Origin of the sequence: Variovorax sp. 350MFTsu5.1, from assembly GCF_048302515.1 — a bacterium.
In the GTDB taxonomy this organism is placed as follows: Bacteria; Pseudomonadota; Gammaproteobacteria; order Burkholderiales; family Burkholderiaceae_C; genus Variovorax; species Variovorax guangxiensis.
On record NZ_CP157620.1, the window covers coordinates 4,064,430 to 4,080,821 of the forward strand.

Genomic DNA, 16,392 nt, shown 5'->3' on the forward strand with positions numbered 1-16,392 from the left:
CACCATGGAATCCGTCACCCCGTTGCTCGAGCTGCGCGCCAGCTCCAAGCGTTTCGTCCGCAAGCCCGATGCCGCGGCGAAGATCGCGCGCCTCTTCGGCGCCCAGGCGCCCGCGCGCACCGTCCATGCCGTCGACGGCGTTTCGCTCGCGGTGCGTCCCGGCGAAGTCGTCGGGCTGGTGGGCGAGTCGGGCTGCGGCAAGTCCACGCTCGGACGCATGGCCGCGGGCCTGCAGGCGCTGAGCGAAGGCGAGCGCTGGTGGCTGGGAGAGGACGCCGAGCTGCGCAGGCGGCGGCTCTCGGCTGCCGAGCACCGGCGCGACATGCTCGGCGTGCAGATGATCTTCCAGGACCCCTATGCGAGCCTGAACCCGCGCATGCGCGTGCGCCAGATCATCGGCGAGGCACCCGTGGCGCACGGGCTGATCGACGCGAAGGATCAGGAAGAACTCGTGGCGGCGCTGATGCGCAAGGTCGGGCTCGACGCCGGCTTCATGCGGCGCTTCCCGCACCAGTTCTCGGGCGGCCAGCGCGCGCGCATCGGCATCGCCCGGGCGCTGGCCGTGCAGCCCCGGCTGCTGATCTGCGACGAGGCGGTGGCGGCGCTCGACGTTTCCATCCAGGCCCAGGTGATCAACCTGTTCATGGCGCTGCGCGAGGAACTCGCCCTCACCTACCTGTTCATCAGCCACGACCTCGGCGTGGTGCGGCACATCAGCGACCGGGTGGTCGTGATGTACCTCGGGCGGGTGGTCGAATCGGCCGGCGCGGACGCGCTGTTCGAGCAGCCGCTGCACCCCTACACCGAAGGCCTGCTGTCCGAGGCGCCGAAGCTGGAGGTGCGCAAGAAGACGTTCGTGGCGATCCGGGGAGAGATTCCCTCTCCCCTGAATCCGCCGCGCGGCTGCCATTTCCACCCGCGCTGCCCGCGCTCCACGCGCCGCTGCGCCGAGGAGGTGCCCGCGCTCGCGCGAGTCGCCGGCGACCGCTGGGTCGCGTGCCACCTGGTCGACCGGGCGGGTGGCGCATGAAGATCGTCGTCATGTGCTGGCTCGCGCGGGCATCGGCCGATGTCTTCGTGGCGCGCAACATCGTGCTGAGGCCCGACCTCGCGGCCAAGGCGCCGCACCAGGTCGCCGCGGAGCTCGCCGCACTCGCGCCCGACGTGGTGATCGCGCGCGAGGCGCAGTACGAGGCGGTCTCGGCCATCGCGGCCGGGCTCCCCGGCTGCCGCTTCATCTTCTGCGGCCTCTCGGCCTCGCGGGTCGCCATCGATCCGTCGACGCTCCAAGGGCGCTGCGCCTTCGTGACCGGATCGAACTGGGAGCGCGCCGAGTACGAAGCCTTCGTGCTTGCGGAATCCATGTGCCGGCCGAGGCATGGGCCGTCCGCCGAGGCGGTGGCCGGTGCGCCGGGCGAGGTGATGCTGGTCGGCGCGGGCGTCGTCAACCTGGTCACTGCGCTGACGCTGTGCCGGCGCGGCCATCGCGTGTCGGTGTACGACCGCATGGCCGATCCGCGCCGGGGCGACACGCCGCACGCCGAGCGCGCCGGCGCGACCTTCGGCGGCAGGGACGCGCGCATCTTCTCGTACAACGAGTCGCGCCATCACCTGGCCTGTTCGCCGCTCTACACGCCGCGGGACACGCCGCGCTTCCGCCTTGGAATTTCGCGGGACGGCTGGCTGTCGCGCGACTACCAGACGATGTCGGACGCCGACCGCCGCTGGATCGACCAGCTCGAACAGGTGCCGCCCTGGGCGGCGCTGCTCTATGGCAACGACATCGTCGGCTTCAACCGGCAGAGCCACCGGCTGTGGCGCGAGCTCTTCAGCCTCTATCCGGAGCTGCTGCGCGAGACGCACCACGTCGGCCGGCTGCTGCGCATCTACCCGAGCGAAGCGTCCCTGCGCGCGGCGCAGACGGCCGAGGCCGAGATCGGTGCGCTGATCGGCGCGGTCCCGCTCACGCGGTTGCGCGAGCGCGAGCCCGCGCTGGGCAGCGCGATCGACGAGGGAGCGATCGCGGGAGCGCTCGATGTGCAAGGGTTCTCGCTCAACATCGTCTCGTTCTGCCGCAACCTGATCGGGCTGCTCGAGCGCCTCGGCGCGCGCTTCCACTGGCAGCATGAGGCCAGCGAGGTGCGGCATGCCGGTTCGGGCGCGGTGACAGGCATCGTCGTCAACGATGCCTTGCGGCGGGCCGACCACTATGTACTCTCCCCCGGCGCGCAGGCGCACACCCTTGCCGCGAGGACGGCGGGGCTGCCCGCCATCGGCGCGATGGTCGGCATGTGGGTCACGCTGCCTAACGATGGCACGCCGCTGCAGACGCCGCTCAAGGTGCGCCGGCGCGCCTTCGGCAGCAGCGAGGCGGCCCAGGGCGCCAACGTCGTGCCCGGGCGCGATGCCGCCGGCCGGCCTGTGCTGCACTGCAGTTCGGGGCACGGCTTCGTCGGCGCCTCGGCCGAGGACGTGCGCCTGGCCGACCTGCCAGAACTCGCGCGCTGCGTGATGGAAACGGCGGAGGAACTCTTCGGCGACAAGTTCAGGCGTGCCAGGGAGTCCGGCATGCTCGGCGAGCGTCCGGGCTTCTGCGTGCGGCCCTGGACGCCCTCGGGCCTGGGAGTGCTCGAAGTTCAGGAAGCGGACGCAGGCGGCAAGATGGTGCTCAGCGGCGGCCACAACACCGGCGGCTTCGCGCAGTCGCCGGCCGTCGCGGAGGCCGTGGCCTGCGCGCTGGAGGCACGCCCCCATGCGATGCACACGCTCTACCACCCACGCCGCTTTGCCGACGTGTTCGAGGTGACACTGTGAACGCGCCGCAACCATCGCTCACCGCGCTGCTGCGCGACGGCCTGCGCACCGGTGCGGCGACGCTCTGGATCGACGACGAAGGCGCCATGAGGCGCGACGACTTCGCGGCGCTCGTGGTCGCGCAGGTGTCGCTGCTGCGCCGGCAAGGCGTGGAGGCTGGCGAGCGCGTGGTGCTGCATGGCATGGCTTCGCGCGGACTGGCGGCGATGCTCGTGGGCTGCCTGCTCGAGGGCGTGGTCGCCGTGCCGGTCGACGCGGCGCTGCCGCCGGCGCGCAAGCAGGCGATGCTGGACGCGGCGGCCGCCACGCTGGCCATCGAGTTCGCGATGCAGTCGCCGCTCGGGGCTGACGGCATCCGGCGCGTCGCGGGCGCCGCATCGCCGCAGGCCGGGTGGACGCTCGACGACCTGGGCCTGCCGGAGATCGCGCCCGATGCGGGCTGCTACATCTTCTTCACCTCCGGCACGACCGGGCGGCCCAAGGGCATCCTCGGGCGGCGCGGCGGCCTTGCGCATTTCCTGGCCTGGGAAGCCGGCATGCTCGGCCTCCAGCCCGGCGACCGCGTGGGTGTGCTCACCCGCCTGTCGTTCGACGTGGTGCTGCGCGACCTGCTGCTGCCGGTTGTCGCGGGCGTGACCGGCTGCCTGCCACCGGCAGACGCCCCGCCGACACCGGCTGAAGTGCCGGACTGGCTCGCCAGGATGGGCGTCAGCGTGCTCCACACGGTGCCGTCGCTGGCGCAGGCCTGCCTGGCGGCGCTGCCCGCGGGCGCGCGCAATGCCACGCTGCGCCACACGCTGTTCGCGGGCGAACCGCTGGGCAGTGCGCTGGTCGGGCGCTGGCGCGCGGCGTTTCCTTCGAGCGCGGTCTACAACCTGTATGGGCCGACCGAAACCACGCTCGCCAAGTTCTGCGCCCGCGTGCCCGACCCGGCGCCCGAGGGCATCCAGTGCTGCGGCCTGCCGCTGCCCGGGGTCGACGTGCGCATCCTCGACGAGGCGCTGCAGCCGTCAGGCCCGGGCGAGCCCGGCGAGGTCGCGATCCGCACGGTGCACCGCTCGCTGGGCTACCTGGACCCGGAGGAGCCCTCGGCCGCGCGCTTCATCGTGCTCGACGGGCAGCCGGCCTACCTGAGCGGCGACCTCGGCTTTCTTGACGCGCAGGGTGCGCTGCACCTGCGCGGACGCAAGGACCACCAGGTGAAGATCCTCGGCACCCGCATCGAGCCCACGGGCGTCGCGGCGGTGCTGCAGTCGCACGAATCGGTGACCGACGCGGCCGTGGTGTGCGTGACGAACGAGGAAGGCGGCGCGCAGCTCGTGGGCTACTTCAGCACGCAGGCCGATGCACAGGCCGTGCGCCGGAGCCTGCGCCCTTTCCTCGCGGAGCGGTTGCCTGCGGCGGCCATTCCGAGCCACCTGATCGCGCTCGATGCGCTGCCGCTCATGCCCAACGGCAAGCTGGATCGCGCACGCCTGCCCGCGCCTGCGCCGCGCGCGGACGCCGCCGCCGCCGCCTCCGACACGGATGCCGACGAGCTCGCGCTCGGCGTGGCCGACGCGATTGCACGGGTGCTGCGGCAGGCGCATGTCGGCGTCGACGAGGACTTCTTCGCGCTCGGCGGCGATTCGCTCGCGGCGATGCGGCTGTGCGCCGAGCTCGAAGCACGGCTCGGCGTGCATGCGCAGCCGCTGCTGCTGATGCACGCGCCCACCGCGCGCGAGCTGGCGCGGCAGCTGCAGGAGGCCGGTTCGGCCGCGCCGGCGCCGATCCCGCCCGCCCCGCGCACCCGCTGGTTCGCGCTGAGCCCGCAGCAGCGGCGCTACTTCCGCACCTTCTGCGCGGGCGGCAACCGCAACTGGTGCAACATGGTCGCGCTGTTCGAGCTGCCCGACGGCGTCGATGCCTACTCGGTGGGCCGCGCGCTGACCGAGATCGCGCTGCGCCACGACAGCCTGTGCCTGCGCTTCGGCCATGACGAAGAAGGCGCCGTGCGCCAGTCGATCGTGCCGACGGAAGACGTTCCTGTGGCTCTGTGCGACCTGAGCGCTCTCGACGCGGAAGCACTGGCGCGCCGCATCGACGCGCTGCGCGTGGCCGAAGGCGAGGCGGAGATCGCGCTGTTCTCCGACGCGCCGCTGTTCCGCGCGACCCTGCTCGTCCTGCCCGGCAGGCGGCGCCGGCTGCTGTGGACCGTCCACCACCTGGTCAGCGACGGCACGAGCCAGGGCCTGCTCGGGCGCGAGCTGGCCGCCCGGCTCGCGGGCCGACCCTGGACGACGCATGCCCCGCCGTCGATGCGCGACATCGCGGCCTGGGCCGGCGCGCGCAACGCCTCGGCACAGGCCGCGCGCTCGCATTTCCGCGAGCTGCTCGCCGCGCCCTACCGCCACCGCTACCTGCCCGACAGGCTGCGCTGCGACGATCCGCAACGCTGCCATGCCATCGAGGCCGCCGTGCGCGGCACGCTGCGCGATGCGGTCGTGGCGGCGGCGCGGCGCCTGAAGTGCACGCCCTATGTGCTGTACGTGGGCGCGTATTTCCGCTGGCTCGCGGCGCTGACCGAATGCGACGACCTCGTGGTCGTGACGCCGCTGGCCGGCCGTGCCCACCCGCAGGTCGCGCAGGCCATCGGCGATTTCATCAACCTGGTGCCGCTGCGCGTCACGGGGCTGGGTGCGCTGTCGCCGGGGCAGCTCGTCGAGCGCGTGCGCGACGGCATCGCGCGGGCCGCGCGCCACCAGGACTTCCAGTTCGACCAGGTGCTCGACGAACTCGGCCTGTCCCCCGGCGCGGACCGCAACCCTCTGACCGGCTTCTCGCTCAACTTCATGCCTCAGGCCGATGGCGACGCGCCCGGACTTGCGACGCCGCGGCACGCCGATCGCGGCTACCGGCTGAAGTACGACCTGCTCATGCTGATCCGCGGATGGCACGACGCGACGCACGTCGAGTTCCAGTACCGCGCCGGCCTGCTTTCGCCCTCGGAGATCGAGGAGTGCTTCACCGACTATTGCTCACACCTGGAGGCGCTGAGCCATGCCTGAGAAACAAGGGACAAGGGCGCCGGCGCCGCCGGGCGAATACATGCTGCTGGTGCTGCTCGCGATCCTCTGGGGCGGCTCCTTCACGCTGATCAAGGTGGCGGTGGCCGACTATCCGCCGGCCACGCTGGCTGCGGCGCGCATCCTGCTCGGCGGCGCGCTGTTGACGGCGCTGGCCCTGGCGAAGGGCTTCGCGCTCCCGACGCGCCCCGGCCGCTGGGGGGCGCTCTGGGTGCAGGGGCTGCTGCAGGGCGCGCTGCCGTTCACGCTGATCGGCTGGGGCGAGCAGCACATCGCAAGCGGGCTCGCGGGCGTGCTCAACGCCACGGTGCCGCTGTTCGCCTTCATGCTGTCGGTGTTCGTCGTCGGCTCGGCGCCGTTCGTGTTCACGAAGTTCGTGGGCGTGCTGCTCGGCCTTGCGGGCGTCGCCGGGATCGCCGGCCTCGGTTCCCACGCTGCGCTGGGCGGCAGCGACTTTCTCGCGGTCATGGCGGTCCTGGGGGCGAGCGCGTCGTATGCGTGCGGGGCTGTGTTCGGCCATCGCTTCGGCGACCAGCCCGCCGTGGTCACCGCGGCCGGCTCGCTGCTGTGCGGCGGGCTCACCATGCTGCCTTTCAGCCTGGCCATGGACCGGCCCTGGACGCTCACACCAAGCCTCGAGGCCACGCTGGCACTGCTGGCCCTCGCGGTGCTGTCGACCGCGCTGGCCAGTGTGATCTTCTTCAGGCTGATTCGCACGCTGGGCCCGGTCACCACCACCAGCAACGCATATCTGCGGGCACTGGTGAGCGTGGCGTTCGGCGTGGTCTTTCTCGCCGAGCCCCTGAGCTGGAGCCTGCTGGCCGCGAGCGCGCTGATCGTCGCCGGGGTGATGCTGGTCACGCTGCCGGGCAGGCCCGACAGGGAGCTGCGCCGTGCGGGTTGAGATCGCGATCGTCGGCGCCGGCCCCTGGGGCCTGGCGGTACTCGACCGGCTGGTCACCGCCTCGCGCCAGCAGCCACGGCTCGCGCTCACCGTGCACGTGATCGACCCCGACGAGCCGGGCCCAGGCCTGCACAAGCCGCAGCAGGAAGACTTCCTGCTGCTCAACACCGTCACCGGTCAGCTCGACAGCTTCAGCGCATGCCATTTCGGCGAAGCGCCGCTCACCGGCGCGATGTCGTTCATCGACTGGCTGCGCGAAGAGCGCGACATCGCAGCCGACCCCAACGGCTTCCTGCCGCGCGCGCTCTTCGGCGCCTACCTGCGGCACGTGTACGCGGTGCTGTGCGACAACGCGCCTTCGCATCTTCGAATCTCGGAGGTGCGCCATCGCGCGCTCGATGTCTCGCTCGTGGCCAACGAGCGGGTGCACGTGCGTCTGGGCGACGGTTCGGCACTCACGGTGGATCACGTCTTCCTCTGCACCGGCCATGGTCTGGCACGTTCCGGCGGCGAACGGCCGGCATCGCCTGCAAGGCCGATGGCCCCCTACCCGCCGGCACCGCTGCAGGCGCGCATCGAGGCCGGGTCTGCGGTGGGCATCTCGGGCACCGGTCTGGTGGCGGTGGACGTGGTGGCGGCGCTCACCACGGGCCGTGGCGGCCGCTTCGTGCGCGAGGACGACGGCGTGCTGCAGTACTTGCCGAGCGGCCGTGAGCCCGTCATGTTCGTGCACTCCCGCAGCGGCATGCCGTTCGCGTGCCGGCCGGCGCAATCGCTCGACCTGTCGGGCAGCTTCGCGCCGATCTTCTGCACCGATGCCTACCTGGCCTTGCGGCGCGCGGCGCGCGGGCCCGAAGGCTTGCTGCTCGAGGAAGACCTGTTGACCGTGCTCTCGGCCGAGATGCGCGCGGCCTACCTGATGCGAGCGATGGCGCTGTCGCAAGGCGCGGACGCGGCGGCGGCTTGCCGGGGCGTGCTCGGACTGCTAGCGCCTGCCGAAGTGAAGGCCTTGTGCGAGAAGACCCTGCCATCGATGGCCGGGTTCTCGCCTGAAACGCTTCTCGCATCGGAATCCGTCCCCAGGCCCGCGCCTTCGCCGCGCAGCGGCGCGGAATTCAGCGCAGCCTTTGCAGCGCGCCTGCGCTTCGACGTGGACGAGGCGCGCAAGGGCGAGGCGCACAGCCCGTACAAGTACGCGGTGGAAATGCTGCGCGTGCTGCGCGGCTTCATCCGCCAGGCGGTGGAGTTCGACACACTCGCGCCGGCGTCTCGCCGCCGTTTCTTCGACGTGGTGGCGCCGCGGATCTCGCAGCTGGTCGTGGGGCCGCCGATCTCGCGCGGGCTCGAATGGCTGGCGCTGATGCGTGCCGGCCTGCTGCGCGTCGACCTCGGCCCGGCCCCCGCGCTCGAGCGCGACGCCGCGCTCGGCGTCTGGCGGGCGCGATCGAGCGCCTTCGAGACGCCCTTCGTCGCTTGCCTCGACCATCTGGTGCACGGACGCGCGGGGTACGGCGCGATCGACACCACGGACGATTCACTGCTCGCCGCGCTGTGCCGCTCGGGCCTGTGCGCCGGCTCGTCGCCGACGCCTCCGGCGGACGAACGAATGACGGTTCCGCTCATCGACGCCCTCGGGCATCCGGTCGACGCGACAGGCCTGCCGGTGCGCCAGCTCACGCTGCTGGGCGTGCCGACCGAGGGCCGGCGCTACTTCAACCACTACCTGCCTTCGCCCAGGAGCCGGTCGCGGGCCTTCGACAGCATCCAGTCGGCGCTCGACGCGCTGTGGGAGCGGCCAGCACCCCAGATCGTGATGCGACAAGTGATCAATCCCGTGTGAGTTCACCTTTCCGGTACCGCTCACGCACCGTGATTGCCGTCTCGAAGCGTCGCGTGCGGATGCATCGGATGCGCCAGCGTGTCGGCGATCAGCCGCAGCGCCTGGTCGCACTGCTCGCGCGACATCGGCCCGCCCAGGCAGATGCGCACCGCGTCGGGCGGATCGCCGTCGGTGGAGAAAGCCGCGCTCGCCACCACGCCCACGTTCTGCGTGCGCAGGTACGAGGCGAACTCCACCGGACTCCAGCCTGGCGTGAGCGGCAGCCAGGCATGAAAGCCCTCCGGGTGCGCCTGCAGCCCGCTGTCGCCCAGGTAGCGCACCGCAAGCGCCTGCCGCGCCACCGATTCCGCGCGCACGGCCTGCAGCATCTCCTCGGCCGTGCCGTCTTCCACCCACAGCGTGGTCAGCGCATTGGTGATCGGCGAGGCCATCACGGTGGTCGCACGCATCGCGCCCGCCAGCCGCTGCGACTGCACCACCGTCGGCGAACACACGTAGGCGCTGCGCAGCCCCGCGCCGAAGCACTTGGAAAAGCCGCTTACGTAGTACGTGAGCCCCGGCGCCAGCGTGGCGAGCGACGCGGGCGTCTGGCGCGGCAGCATGCCGTAGGCGTCGTCCTCGATGATCGGCACCGCATAGCGCAGCGCCACGTCGGCCAGTGCCTCTCGCCGCGCGCGCGAGACGGTCGCGGCGGTCGGGTTCAGCAACGTGGGGTTGCAGTAGAGCGCCTTGGGCTTGAGCGTCTTGCAGGCGTGCTCGAAGGCGTCGGCGATGGGGCCGTCGTCGTCCATCTGCAGCGCATGCAACTGGACGCCGAGCTGCGCCGCGATGGCCTTCACGCCCGGATAGGTGAGCGACTCCACGCAGACCAGCTCGCCCGGTCGCGCGAGCTGGGAGAACAGCGCGGTCAGCACGCCATGGATGCCAGGACACACCAGGATGCGGTCGATGCCGGCATCGGGCACGAAGCGCCGCAGCCAGTGCATGCCCGCGGCGCGGTCGTGCGCGGTGCCGCCGAAATCCTGGTAGCGCAGCAGGTCGTGGAAGTCGATCTGCGCGAAGGCGCGGCTGGCGCTGTCGTGCAGCCGCGCCATCAGGTGTTCGTCGTCGGGCTCGGGCGGCATGTTCATCGTCATCTCGGCGCCGCTGCCGCCGCGCAGCCGCAGGCTGGGGCTGCCCGAGCGGATGAAGGTGCCGGTGCCGGCGCGCGAGTCGATCAGCCCGCGCTTGCGCGCCTCGGCGTAGCCGCGCGCCACGGTCGTGTAGTTCAGCTCGAGCTCGGTGGCCAGGTCGCGCAGCGTGGGCAGGCGGTCGCGCACGCCGAGGCGGCCGGTCTTGATGTCGTCCGCGATCAGGTCGGCCAGCAGCAGGTAGGCCGGGCGCGAGGTGTTGCGCAGCTGCTTGCGCCAGTGGGCGGTGATCGTGGTCATGGTGGGCGCTCCGGCGAAGTTGATCGCATTCATTGATTGCATCCGGCCACCGATCAACATGCATGAACCGCGCCCGCTCCTCGGGAGAGAAATGCTTCGATCAGGTGCGATCAACCCCATTGATCGGGTGCATTGATCGCATGGGATGCGCGTCGTCACGGTGCGCGACAGGCCTTCCGGGCTCGCCCCGTTCCCGCGTTCGAAGGCACCCAAAAGTTTTTTTCGCCCGCGCGGCCCGCGCCGCCGCGTGTTGATCGCGCATTGATCGCACGAGGCCGCCGGAGCGCTGGCACATCGCCTGCGAAGGAGAAGGCACGCAAGACCTGCGTACCCACCACCCAACCCGGAGTACCCCATGCCCAAAGTCACCCGCCCCCGCAACGAAAAAGGCGAGTTCCTCGTCGACTACGAAGAGAAGGTGTTCGAAGACGTCAAGGCAGAGCCCGGCGAGAAGGCACTCGTCACCTTCCACACCGTGGCCTTCGAAGGCTCGATCGGTTTCGTGAACCTGCTGCAGGCCACGCGGCTCAAGCGCAAGGGCTACGACACCTCCGTCCTGCTCTACGGCCCCGGCGTGACGCTGGGCGTGCAGCGCGGCTTTCCCACGCTGGGCGACGAGGCCTTTCCGGGCCACCAGAACTTCAACAAGCAGATAGCCAAGTTCATCGAGGAAGGCGGCAAGGTGTATGCCTGCCGCTTTGCGCTGCAGGCGCTGTACGGCCACGGGGAAGGCGCGCTGATCGAGGGCATCACGCCGATCAACCCGCTGGACGTGCTCGACCTCGTGCTGCTGCACAAGAAGGCGGGCGCGGTCGTCATCGACACCTGGACGCTGTAAATGTCCACCCCCAGTCTTCGCGCACTTCGTGTCGCTTCGCCAACCCCCTCGCCGGGGGCAACACCTGCAGCCCGGCAAAGCCGGTTCCGCGGTGTTCCCCGAATTGGCTTCGCTGCGCTCGCCGTCGTGGACAGGGGATGACCATGACCTCTTCTCACCGCATCGTGCGCGCCGCGGCGATCCAGATCGCGCCCGACTTCGAGCGGCCCGAAGGCACGCTCGAGCGGGTGTGCGGCGCCATCGACGAGGCCGCTGCCAAGGGCGCGCAGCTCGTGGTCTTTCCCGAGACCTTCGTGCCCTACTACCCCTACTTCAGCTTCGTGCTGCCGCCGGTGCTGCAGGGCGCGCCGCACCTGCGGCTGGCGGAGCGCGCGGTGGTCGTGCCCGGCCCCGTCACGCAGGCGGTGGCCGAACGGGCCCGCGCCCGGAGCATGGTCGTCGTGCTCGGCGTGAACGAGCGCGACCACGGCAGCCTCTACAACACGCAGCTGGTGTTCGATGCCGACGGGACGCTGGCGCTCAAGCGCCGCAAGATCACGCCCACGTACCACGAGCGCATGGTCTGGGGCATGGGCGACGGCGCCGGCCTCAAGGTGGTCGACACGGCCGTCGGCCGCGTGGGCGCGCTGGCCTGCTGGGAGCACTACAACCCACTCGCGCGCTACAGCCTGATGGCGCAGCACGAAGAGATCCATTGCGCGCAGTTTCCCGGCTCGCTGGTCGGGCCCATCTTCGCGGAGCAGATGGAAGTGACCATCCGCCATCACGCGCTCGAATCGGGCTGCTTCGTGGTCAACGCCACCGGCTGGCTCACCGACGAGCAGATCCGCGCCGTCACGCCCGATGCCGACCTGCAGAAGGCGCTGCGCGGCGGCTGCCACACGGCCATCGTCTCGCCCGAGGGCAAGCACCTCGCACCGCCGCTTACCGAAGGCGAAGGCATGGTGGTGGCCGACCTCGACATGGCGCTGATCGCCAAGCGCAAGCGAATGATGGATTCGGTCGGCCACTACTCGCGACCGGAGCTGCTGTCGCTCGCCATCAACGACCGGCCGGCGCAGACCACCGTGCCCATGCACCCCACGCAACCCCTCGTTCACCGGAGCCTCGACCATGACCACACCCTCGACGACGCAGCAGCCCGACAGCCGGCAGCTGATGACCGAACTCCAGTCCTTCGGGTTGCGGCTGGCTGACCCTTCGGCCGGCGTCGCGAGCCGGCGCGGCGGCGCGGGCCCCTCGGACCACAAGGCCGTGACGGTGGACGGCCACACGATCATGGTGCCGGTCCACACCTCCACCGCCTGGCACTCGCCATTCACGGCAGAGGCGCCCGACGCCACTGGCGTGAGCCGCGTGATGCGCGGCAGCATCCCCATCGCGAGCATCAGCTTTCCGAAGCAGCCGCGCTTCTATGCGATGCAGACTTTCGACGGCGTGCCCTATTCGCACATCGCCACGCTGCATGGCAGCGACGTACTGGCCACCACCGTGCTGCAGACCTGCATCCGCTACGAGAGCCGCAGGAAGAGCTGCAAGTTCTGCGCGATCGGCCAGTCGCTCGCGGCCGGCCGCACCGTGGCGCGCAAGACGCCCGAGCAGCTCGCGGAGGTGGCGCGCGCCGCCGTGCTGCTCGACGGCGTGAAGCACATGGTGATGACCACCGGCACGCCCAACGCCACCGACCGCGGCGCGGCCGTGCTGTGCGAGAGCGCGTTCGCCATCAAGGCGGCGGTCGACATCCCCATCCAGGGCCAGTGCGAGCCGCCGGACGACGACCAGTGGTTCCACCGCATGAAGGCCGCGGGCATCGACACGCTCGGCATGCACCTGGAAGTGGTCACGCCCGAGGTGCGCGAACGCATCATGCCGGGCAAGGCCAGCGTGCCGGTGTCGCGCTACATGAGCGCCTTCGAGGCGGCCGTGGGCGTGTTCGGCCGGGGGCAGGTCAGCACCTACATCCTGGCCGGGCTGGGCGACACGCGCGAAGCCATCCTCGACACCTGCGACCAGCTGCTGGCGCGCGGCGTGTACCCCTTCGTCGTGCCCTTCGTGCCCATCAGCGGCACGCCGCTGGAAGACCACCCGGCGCCCACGCCGGAATTCATGAAGTCGCTGCTCGCGCCGCTGGGCGAACGCGTGGTGGCGGCGGGCCTGCGCTCGGCAGACATCAAGGCCGGCTGCGGCAAGTGCGGCGCCTGTTCGTCGTTGTCGATCTACGAAAAAGAAAGCGAAATCTGACCATGCTGTGCATCGACGACCTCTGCGAGATGGCGGACCACTACGCACCCGTCGAGTACCTGGTGCGCGAGGCCGCCCAGCAATGGGAGCGCGACGAAGCCATGGCGCTGCGCCGCGCGGTGTTCTGCATCGAGCAGGGCATTTTTTCGCGCGACGACCGCGATGCCGTCGACGAGCATTCGCGGCTGCTGGTGGCGATGTCGTGCAACGGCGGCATGCCCGACCAGGTGGTGGGCACGGTGCGCATCCATCGCGGCCAAGCGGCCGGCGAATGGTGGGGCTCGCGCCTTGCGGTGCACCCCGCCTTCCGCAGCCAGGGGCACCTGGGCGCGACGCTGATCCGGCTCGCGGTGTCGCGCGCCCATGCGCTGGGCTGCAGGATCTTTCTCGCGCAGGTGCAGATGCAGAACGTGCCGCTGTTCGAGAAGCTGGGCTGGACCGCGCTCGAGGAAACCACGGTGCACGGCCGCCCGCACGCACGCATGCGGGCCGACCTCGGCCGGTATCCGCCCTGCCACGATCCGCTGAGCGGCTTCGTCACGCGCTCGAAGGTGCTGGCATGACGCAGCAGAACGTCCACGACATCGCCGAGGCTCTTCGCGCCACGCGCGGCTTCGCCCACAAGCGCGACATCAGCGACGTGGTATCGGCGCTGGGCCGTTCGCTGCCCGGCGGTCACGGCGCGCTCGCGCAAGCAGTGCCGATCGGCGACGACTGCGCCGCCATCCCCGACGGCCACGGCGGCTACCTGCTGTTCGCCATCGAGGGGCTGGTGGAAGACTTCATCGTGCGCATGCCGTGGTTCGCCGGCTACTGCGGCGTGATGGTCAACGTGAGCGACATCTACGCCATGGGCGGACGCCCGACGGCCGTGGTCGACGCGCTGTGGAGCACCGGCATGAACCCGGCCGACGACGTGCTGCGCGGTCTCGCCGAAGCGGCCGTGCGCTACGGCGTGCCCATCGTGGGCGGCCACAGCAACAACCGCAGCGAGAGGCCGCAGCTGGCGGTCGCGATCCTCGGGCATGCGCGCCGGCTGCTGACCAGCTTCGACGCGAAGCCGGGCGACCTGCTCGTGATGGCGGCCGACCTGCGCGGCGCCTACGAAGAGCCGTTTCCGTACTGGAACGCCTCGACGCGCGCGCCCGCCGCGCGGCTGCGCGCCGACCTGGAGCTGCTGCCGGCCATCGCCGAGGACGGGCTTTGCTGCGCCGCCAAGGACATCAGCATGGCCGGCGCGGTGGGCACGGCCATGATGCTGCTGGAATGCTCGGGCGTGGGCGCGCGCATCGACCTCGACGCGCTGCCCCGGCCGGATGGCGTGCCGCTGCTGCGGTGGCTGTCTTCGTTTCCGAGCTATGGCTTCGTGCTCAGCGTGGCACCCGCGCAGGTCGCGGCGGTGATGGCACGCTTCTCGGCCCGCGACATCGCCTGCGGCGTGATCGGCGAGGTCGACGCCACACGGCAGGTGCGTCTGCGCACGGAAGGTGAAGAAGCGCTGCTGTGGGACTTCGGCAGCGATGCTTTCATCCAGCCGTCCACCACGCTGCAGGAGCCCGCCGCATGCCAGTGACGCACTTCCGCGTGCGCTGGCCCGACGCCAGCGAAACCCGCTGCTACTCGCCTTCCAGCGTGGTGCGGGAACACCTCGCGCCCGGCCGGCGCTACGCCCTCGACGACTTTCTGCAACGCGCACGCGAAGCGCTGGGTATTGCCTCCGAGCGGGTGCGCGCGAAGTACGGCTTCGCCTGCTCGCAGGCGATGGACCAGTTGGCCGAGATCGAAGGCATCGCCGCGCGCTTTTCGGCGACAGCCGATGCGCAAGTCACCGTCGTCGCCTTCGACGATTGACCCGCCCACATCCAGAGACAGAGATAAGGAAAGAGCACCCATGTCACACCCCTACGGCGGACGCAGCCACTACAGCGTCGTCATCGTCGGCGGCGGCCAGGCCGGCCTGTCGCTGAGCCATTGCCTGCAGCAGCGCGGCATCGACCATCTGGTGATCGAGAAGCGCAGCCTGGTCCACACCTGGCGCACGCAGCGCTGGGACTCGTTCTGCCTCGTCACGCCCAACTGGCAGTGCCAGCTGCCGGGCTGGGGCTACATCGGCAGCGATCCGCACGGCTTCATGGTCAAGGACCAGATCAACGAATGGCTCGCGGGCTTCGTCGAGCATGTGAAAGCGCCCGCCATCGAGGGCGTGACCGTGGAGCGCGTGTTCCGCGTGCCGGGCGCCGGCGGGCGGGAAAACGAGCGCTTCACCGTGCAGACCGACGCGGGCCTCTACACCGCCGACCAGGTGGTGGTGGCCTCGGGCGGCTATCACAAGCCGATCGTGCCGCGCCTGGCGGAAAAACTGCCGACGGACGTCGCGCAGTTCCACTCGGCGCAGTACCGCAACCCCGCGCAGCTGCCGGAAGGCGCGGTGCTGGTGGTGGGCTGCGGCCAGTCGGGCGCGCAGATCGCGGAAGACCTGCACCTGGCCGGGCGAAAGGTTCACCTGGCAACGGGCAACGCGCCGCGCTGCGCGCGCTTCTACCGGGGCCGCGAGGTGGTCGACTGGCTCGCCGACATGAAGTACTACGACATGCCCGTCACCGAGCATCCGCTGCGCGAAGGCGTGCGCGACAACACCAACCATTACGTGACCGGCCGCGACGGCGGCCGCGACATCGACCTGCGCCGCTTCGCGCTCGAAGGCATGGAGCTGTACGGGCTGCTGGAAGGCTTCGATGGCGGCCGCTTCGAGTTCCAGCCCAACCTGCGGGACAACCTCGATCGGGCAGACGACACCTACAACCGCATCAACGCATCGATCGACAGGCACATCGCCGCGCAGGGCATCGATGCGCCGCCACCTTCGGTCTACACGCCGCTGTGGGAGCCGCCGGAAGAACGCACGCGGCTCGACCTCGCGGCGGCGGGCATCACCAGCGTGGTCTGGTGCATCGGCTTCTCACCCGATTTCGCGTGGGTCGATGCGCCCGTGTTCAACGGGCGCGGCGCGCCCGTGCACCTGCGCGGCGTGACGAACGAGCCGGGGCTCTATTTCCTCGGCCTGCCGTGGCTGCACACCTGGGGATCGGGGCGCTTCTCGGGCGTGGCGCGCGATGCGGAGTTCCTCGCGGAGGCGATCGAGCGGCGGAAGACGGAACGCCGCGATGCGCGCACAGAAGAGATGCCGCTGCGAGGACTTCATGCCGCCTAGCGAGTCGCGAAGACGCCTTCACCCTGCGTCCCCGATCACGTAGCATCCG

General features: G+C 70.7%; 13 protein-coding genes. 12 read left to right on the plus strand and 1 reads right to left on the minus strand.

Translation table 11 applies throughout. The features are described 5' to 3' along the window. The first annotated feature begins 4 nt into the window (after positions 1-4). From ABL843_RS18480 to ABL843_RS18500, 5 genes are read left to right on the plus strand one after another with little or no spacing between them, the layout of a single operon-like run. Positions 5-1,030 carry an ABC transporter ATP-binding protein gene (locus ABL843_RS18480; protein ID WP_418116789.1) on the plus strand — a complete coding sequence of 342 codons (1,026 nt, stop codon included), beginning with the start codon at positions 5-7 and terminating at the stop codon, positions 1,028-1,030. Further along, positions 1,027-2,814: an NAD(P)/FAD-dependent oxidoreductase gene (locus ABL843_RS18485; RefSeq protein ID WP_418116790.1), complete on the plus strand. Its 1,788-nt coding sequence runs from the start codon at positions 1,027-1,029 to the stop codon at positions 2,812-2,814. Before ABL843_RS18480 ends, ABL843_RS18485 begins: the two co-directional genes overlap by 4 nt. After that, complete coding sequence (locus tag ABL843_RS18490) at positions 2,811-5,861, plus strand: AMP-binding protein (protein WP_418116791.1); 3,051 nt, start codon at positions 2,811-2,813, stop codon at positions 5,859-5,861. Before ABL843_RS18485 ends, ABL843_RS18490 begins: the two co-directional genes overlap by 4 nt. Beyond that, positions 5,854-6,783 carry a DMT family transporter gene (locus ABL843_RS18495; protein WP_418116792.1) on the plus strand — a complete coding sequence of 310 codons (930 nt, stop codon included), beginning with the start codon at positions 5,854-5,856 and terminating at the stop codon, positions 6,781-6,783. Before ABL843_RS18490 ends, ABL843_RS18495 begins: the two co-directional genes overlap by 8 nt. Further along, positions 6,773-8,623 (plus strand): FAD/NAD(P)-binding protein, encoded by a 1,851-nt coding sequence (locus tag ABL843_RS18500; protein ID WP_418116794.1) that lies wholly within the window; start codon positions 6,773-6,775, stop codon positions 8,621-8,623. The genes ABL843_RS18495 and ABL843_RS18500 overlap by 11 nt, the downstream gene beginning before the upstream one ends. 20 nt (positions 8,624-8,643) lie before the next feature. Here the strand turns inward: ABL843_RS18500 and ABL843_RS18505 are convergent, their stop codons facing one another. Beyond that, a complete protein-coding gene (locus ABL843_RS18505) occupies positions 8,644-10,053 on the minus strand; it encodes a PLP-dependent aminotransferase family protein (RefSeq protein ID WP_126022041.1) in 1,410 nt (469 codons plus the stop codon). Positions 10,054-10,408: 355 nt separating this feature from the next. On the opposite strand from ABL843_RS18505, the gene ABL843_RS18510 reads away from it, so the two are divergent. The 7 genes from ABL843_RS18510 to ABL843_RS18540 all read left to right on the plus strand — a co-directional run bounded on the left by ABL843_RS18510 (position 10,409) and on the right by ABL843_RS18540 (position 16,343). After that, the gene (locus tag ABL843_RS18510) at positions 10,409-10,891 is read left to right on the plus strand and encodes an MSMEG_0572/Sll0783 family nitrogen starvation response protein (RefSeq protein ID WP_126022040.1); all 483 of its coding nucleotides are present in this window, start codon (positions 10,409-10,411) and stop codon (positions 10,889-10,891) included. Positions 10,892-11,034: 143 nt separating this feature from the next. After that, entirely contained in the window at positions 11,035-12,087 is a 1,053-nt protein-coding gene (locus ABL843_RS18515) for a Nit6803 family nitrilase (RefSeq protein WP_418116796.1), read from the plus strand. Next, positions 12,050-13,132 (plus strand): MSMEG_0568 family radical SAM protein, encoded by a 1,083-nt coding sequence (locus ABL843_RS18520; protein ID WP_418120489.1) that lies wholly within the window; start codon positions 12,050-12,052, stop codon positions 13,130-13,132. Before ABL843_RS18515 ends, ABL843_RS18520 begins: the two co-directional genes overlap by 38 nt. A 2-nt stretch (positions 13,133-13,134) precedes the next feature. Next, positions 13,135-13,695, plus strand: coding sequence for an MSMEG_0567/Sll0786 family nitrogen starvation N-acetyltransferase (locus tag ABL843_RS18525; protein ID WP_418116797.1), 561 nt, complete (start codon positions 13,135-13,137; stop codon positions 13,693-13,695). After that, the gene (locus ABL843_RS18530; RefSeq protein ID WP_418116798.1) at positions 13,692-14,705 is read left to right on the plus strand and encodes a sll0787 family AIR synthase-like protein; all 1,014 of its coding nucleotides are present in this window, start codon (positions 13,692-13,694) and stop codon (positions 14,703-14,705) included. Before ABL843_RS18525 ends, ABL843_RS18530 begins: the two co-directional genes overlap by 4 nt. Further along, positions 14,696-14,983 carry an MSMEG_0570 family nitrogen starvation response protein gene (locus ABL843_RS18535; RefSeq protein ID WP_126022036.1) on the plus strand — a complete coding sequence of 96 codons (288 nt, stop codon included), beginning with the start codon at positions 14,696-14,698 and terminating at the stop codon, positions 14,981-14,983. The genes ABL843_RS18530 and ABL843_RS18535 overlap by 10 nt, the downstream gene beginning before the upstream one ends. 40 nt (positions 14,984-15,023) lie before the next feature. Then, a complete protein-coding gene (locus ABL843_RS18540; protein WP_418116799.1) occupies positions 15,024-16,343 on the plus strand; it encodes an MSMEG_0569 family flavin-dependent oxidoreductase in 1,320 nt (439 codons plus the stop codon). Positions 16,344-16,392 lie beyond the last annotated feature (49 nt).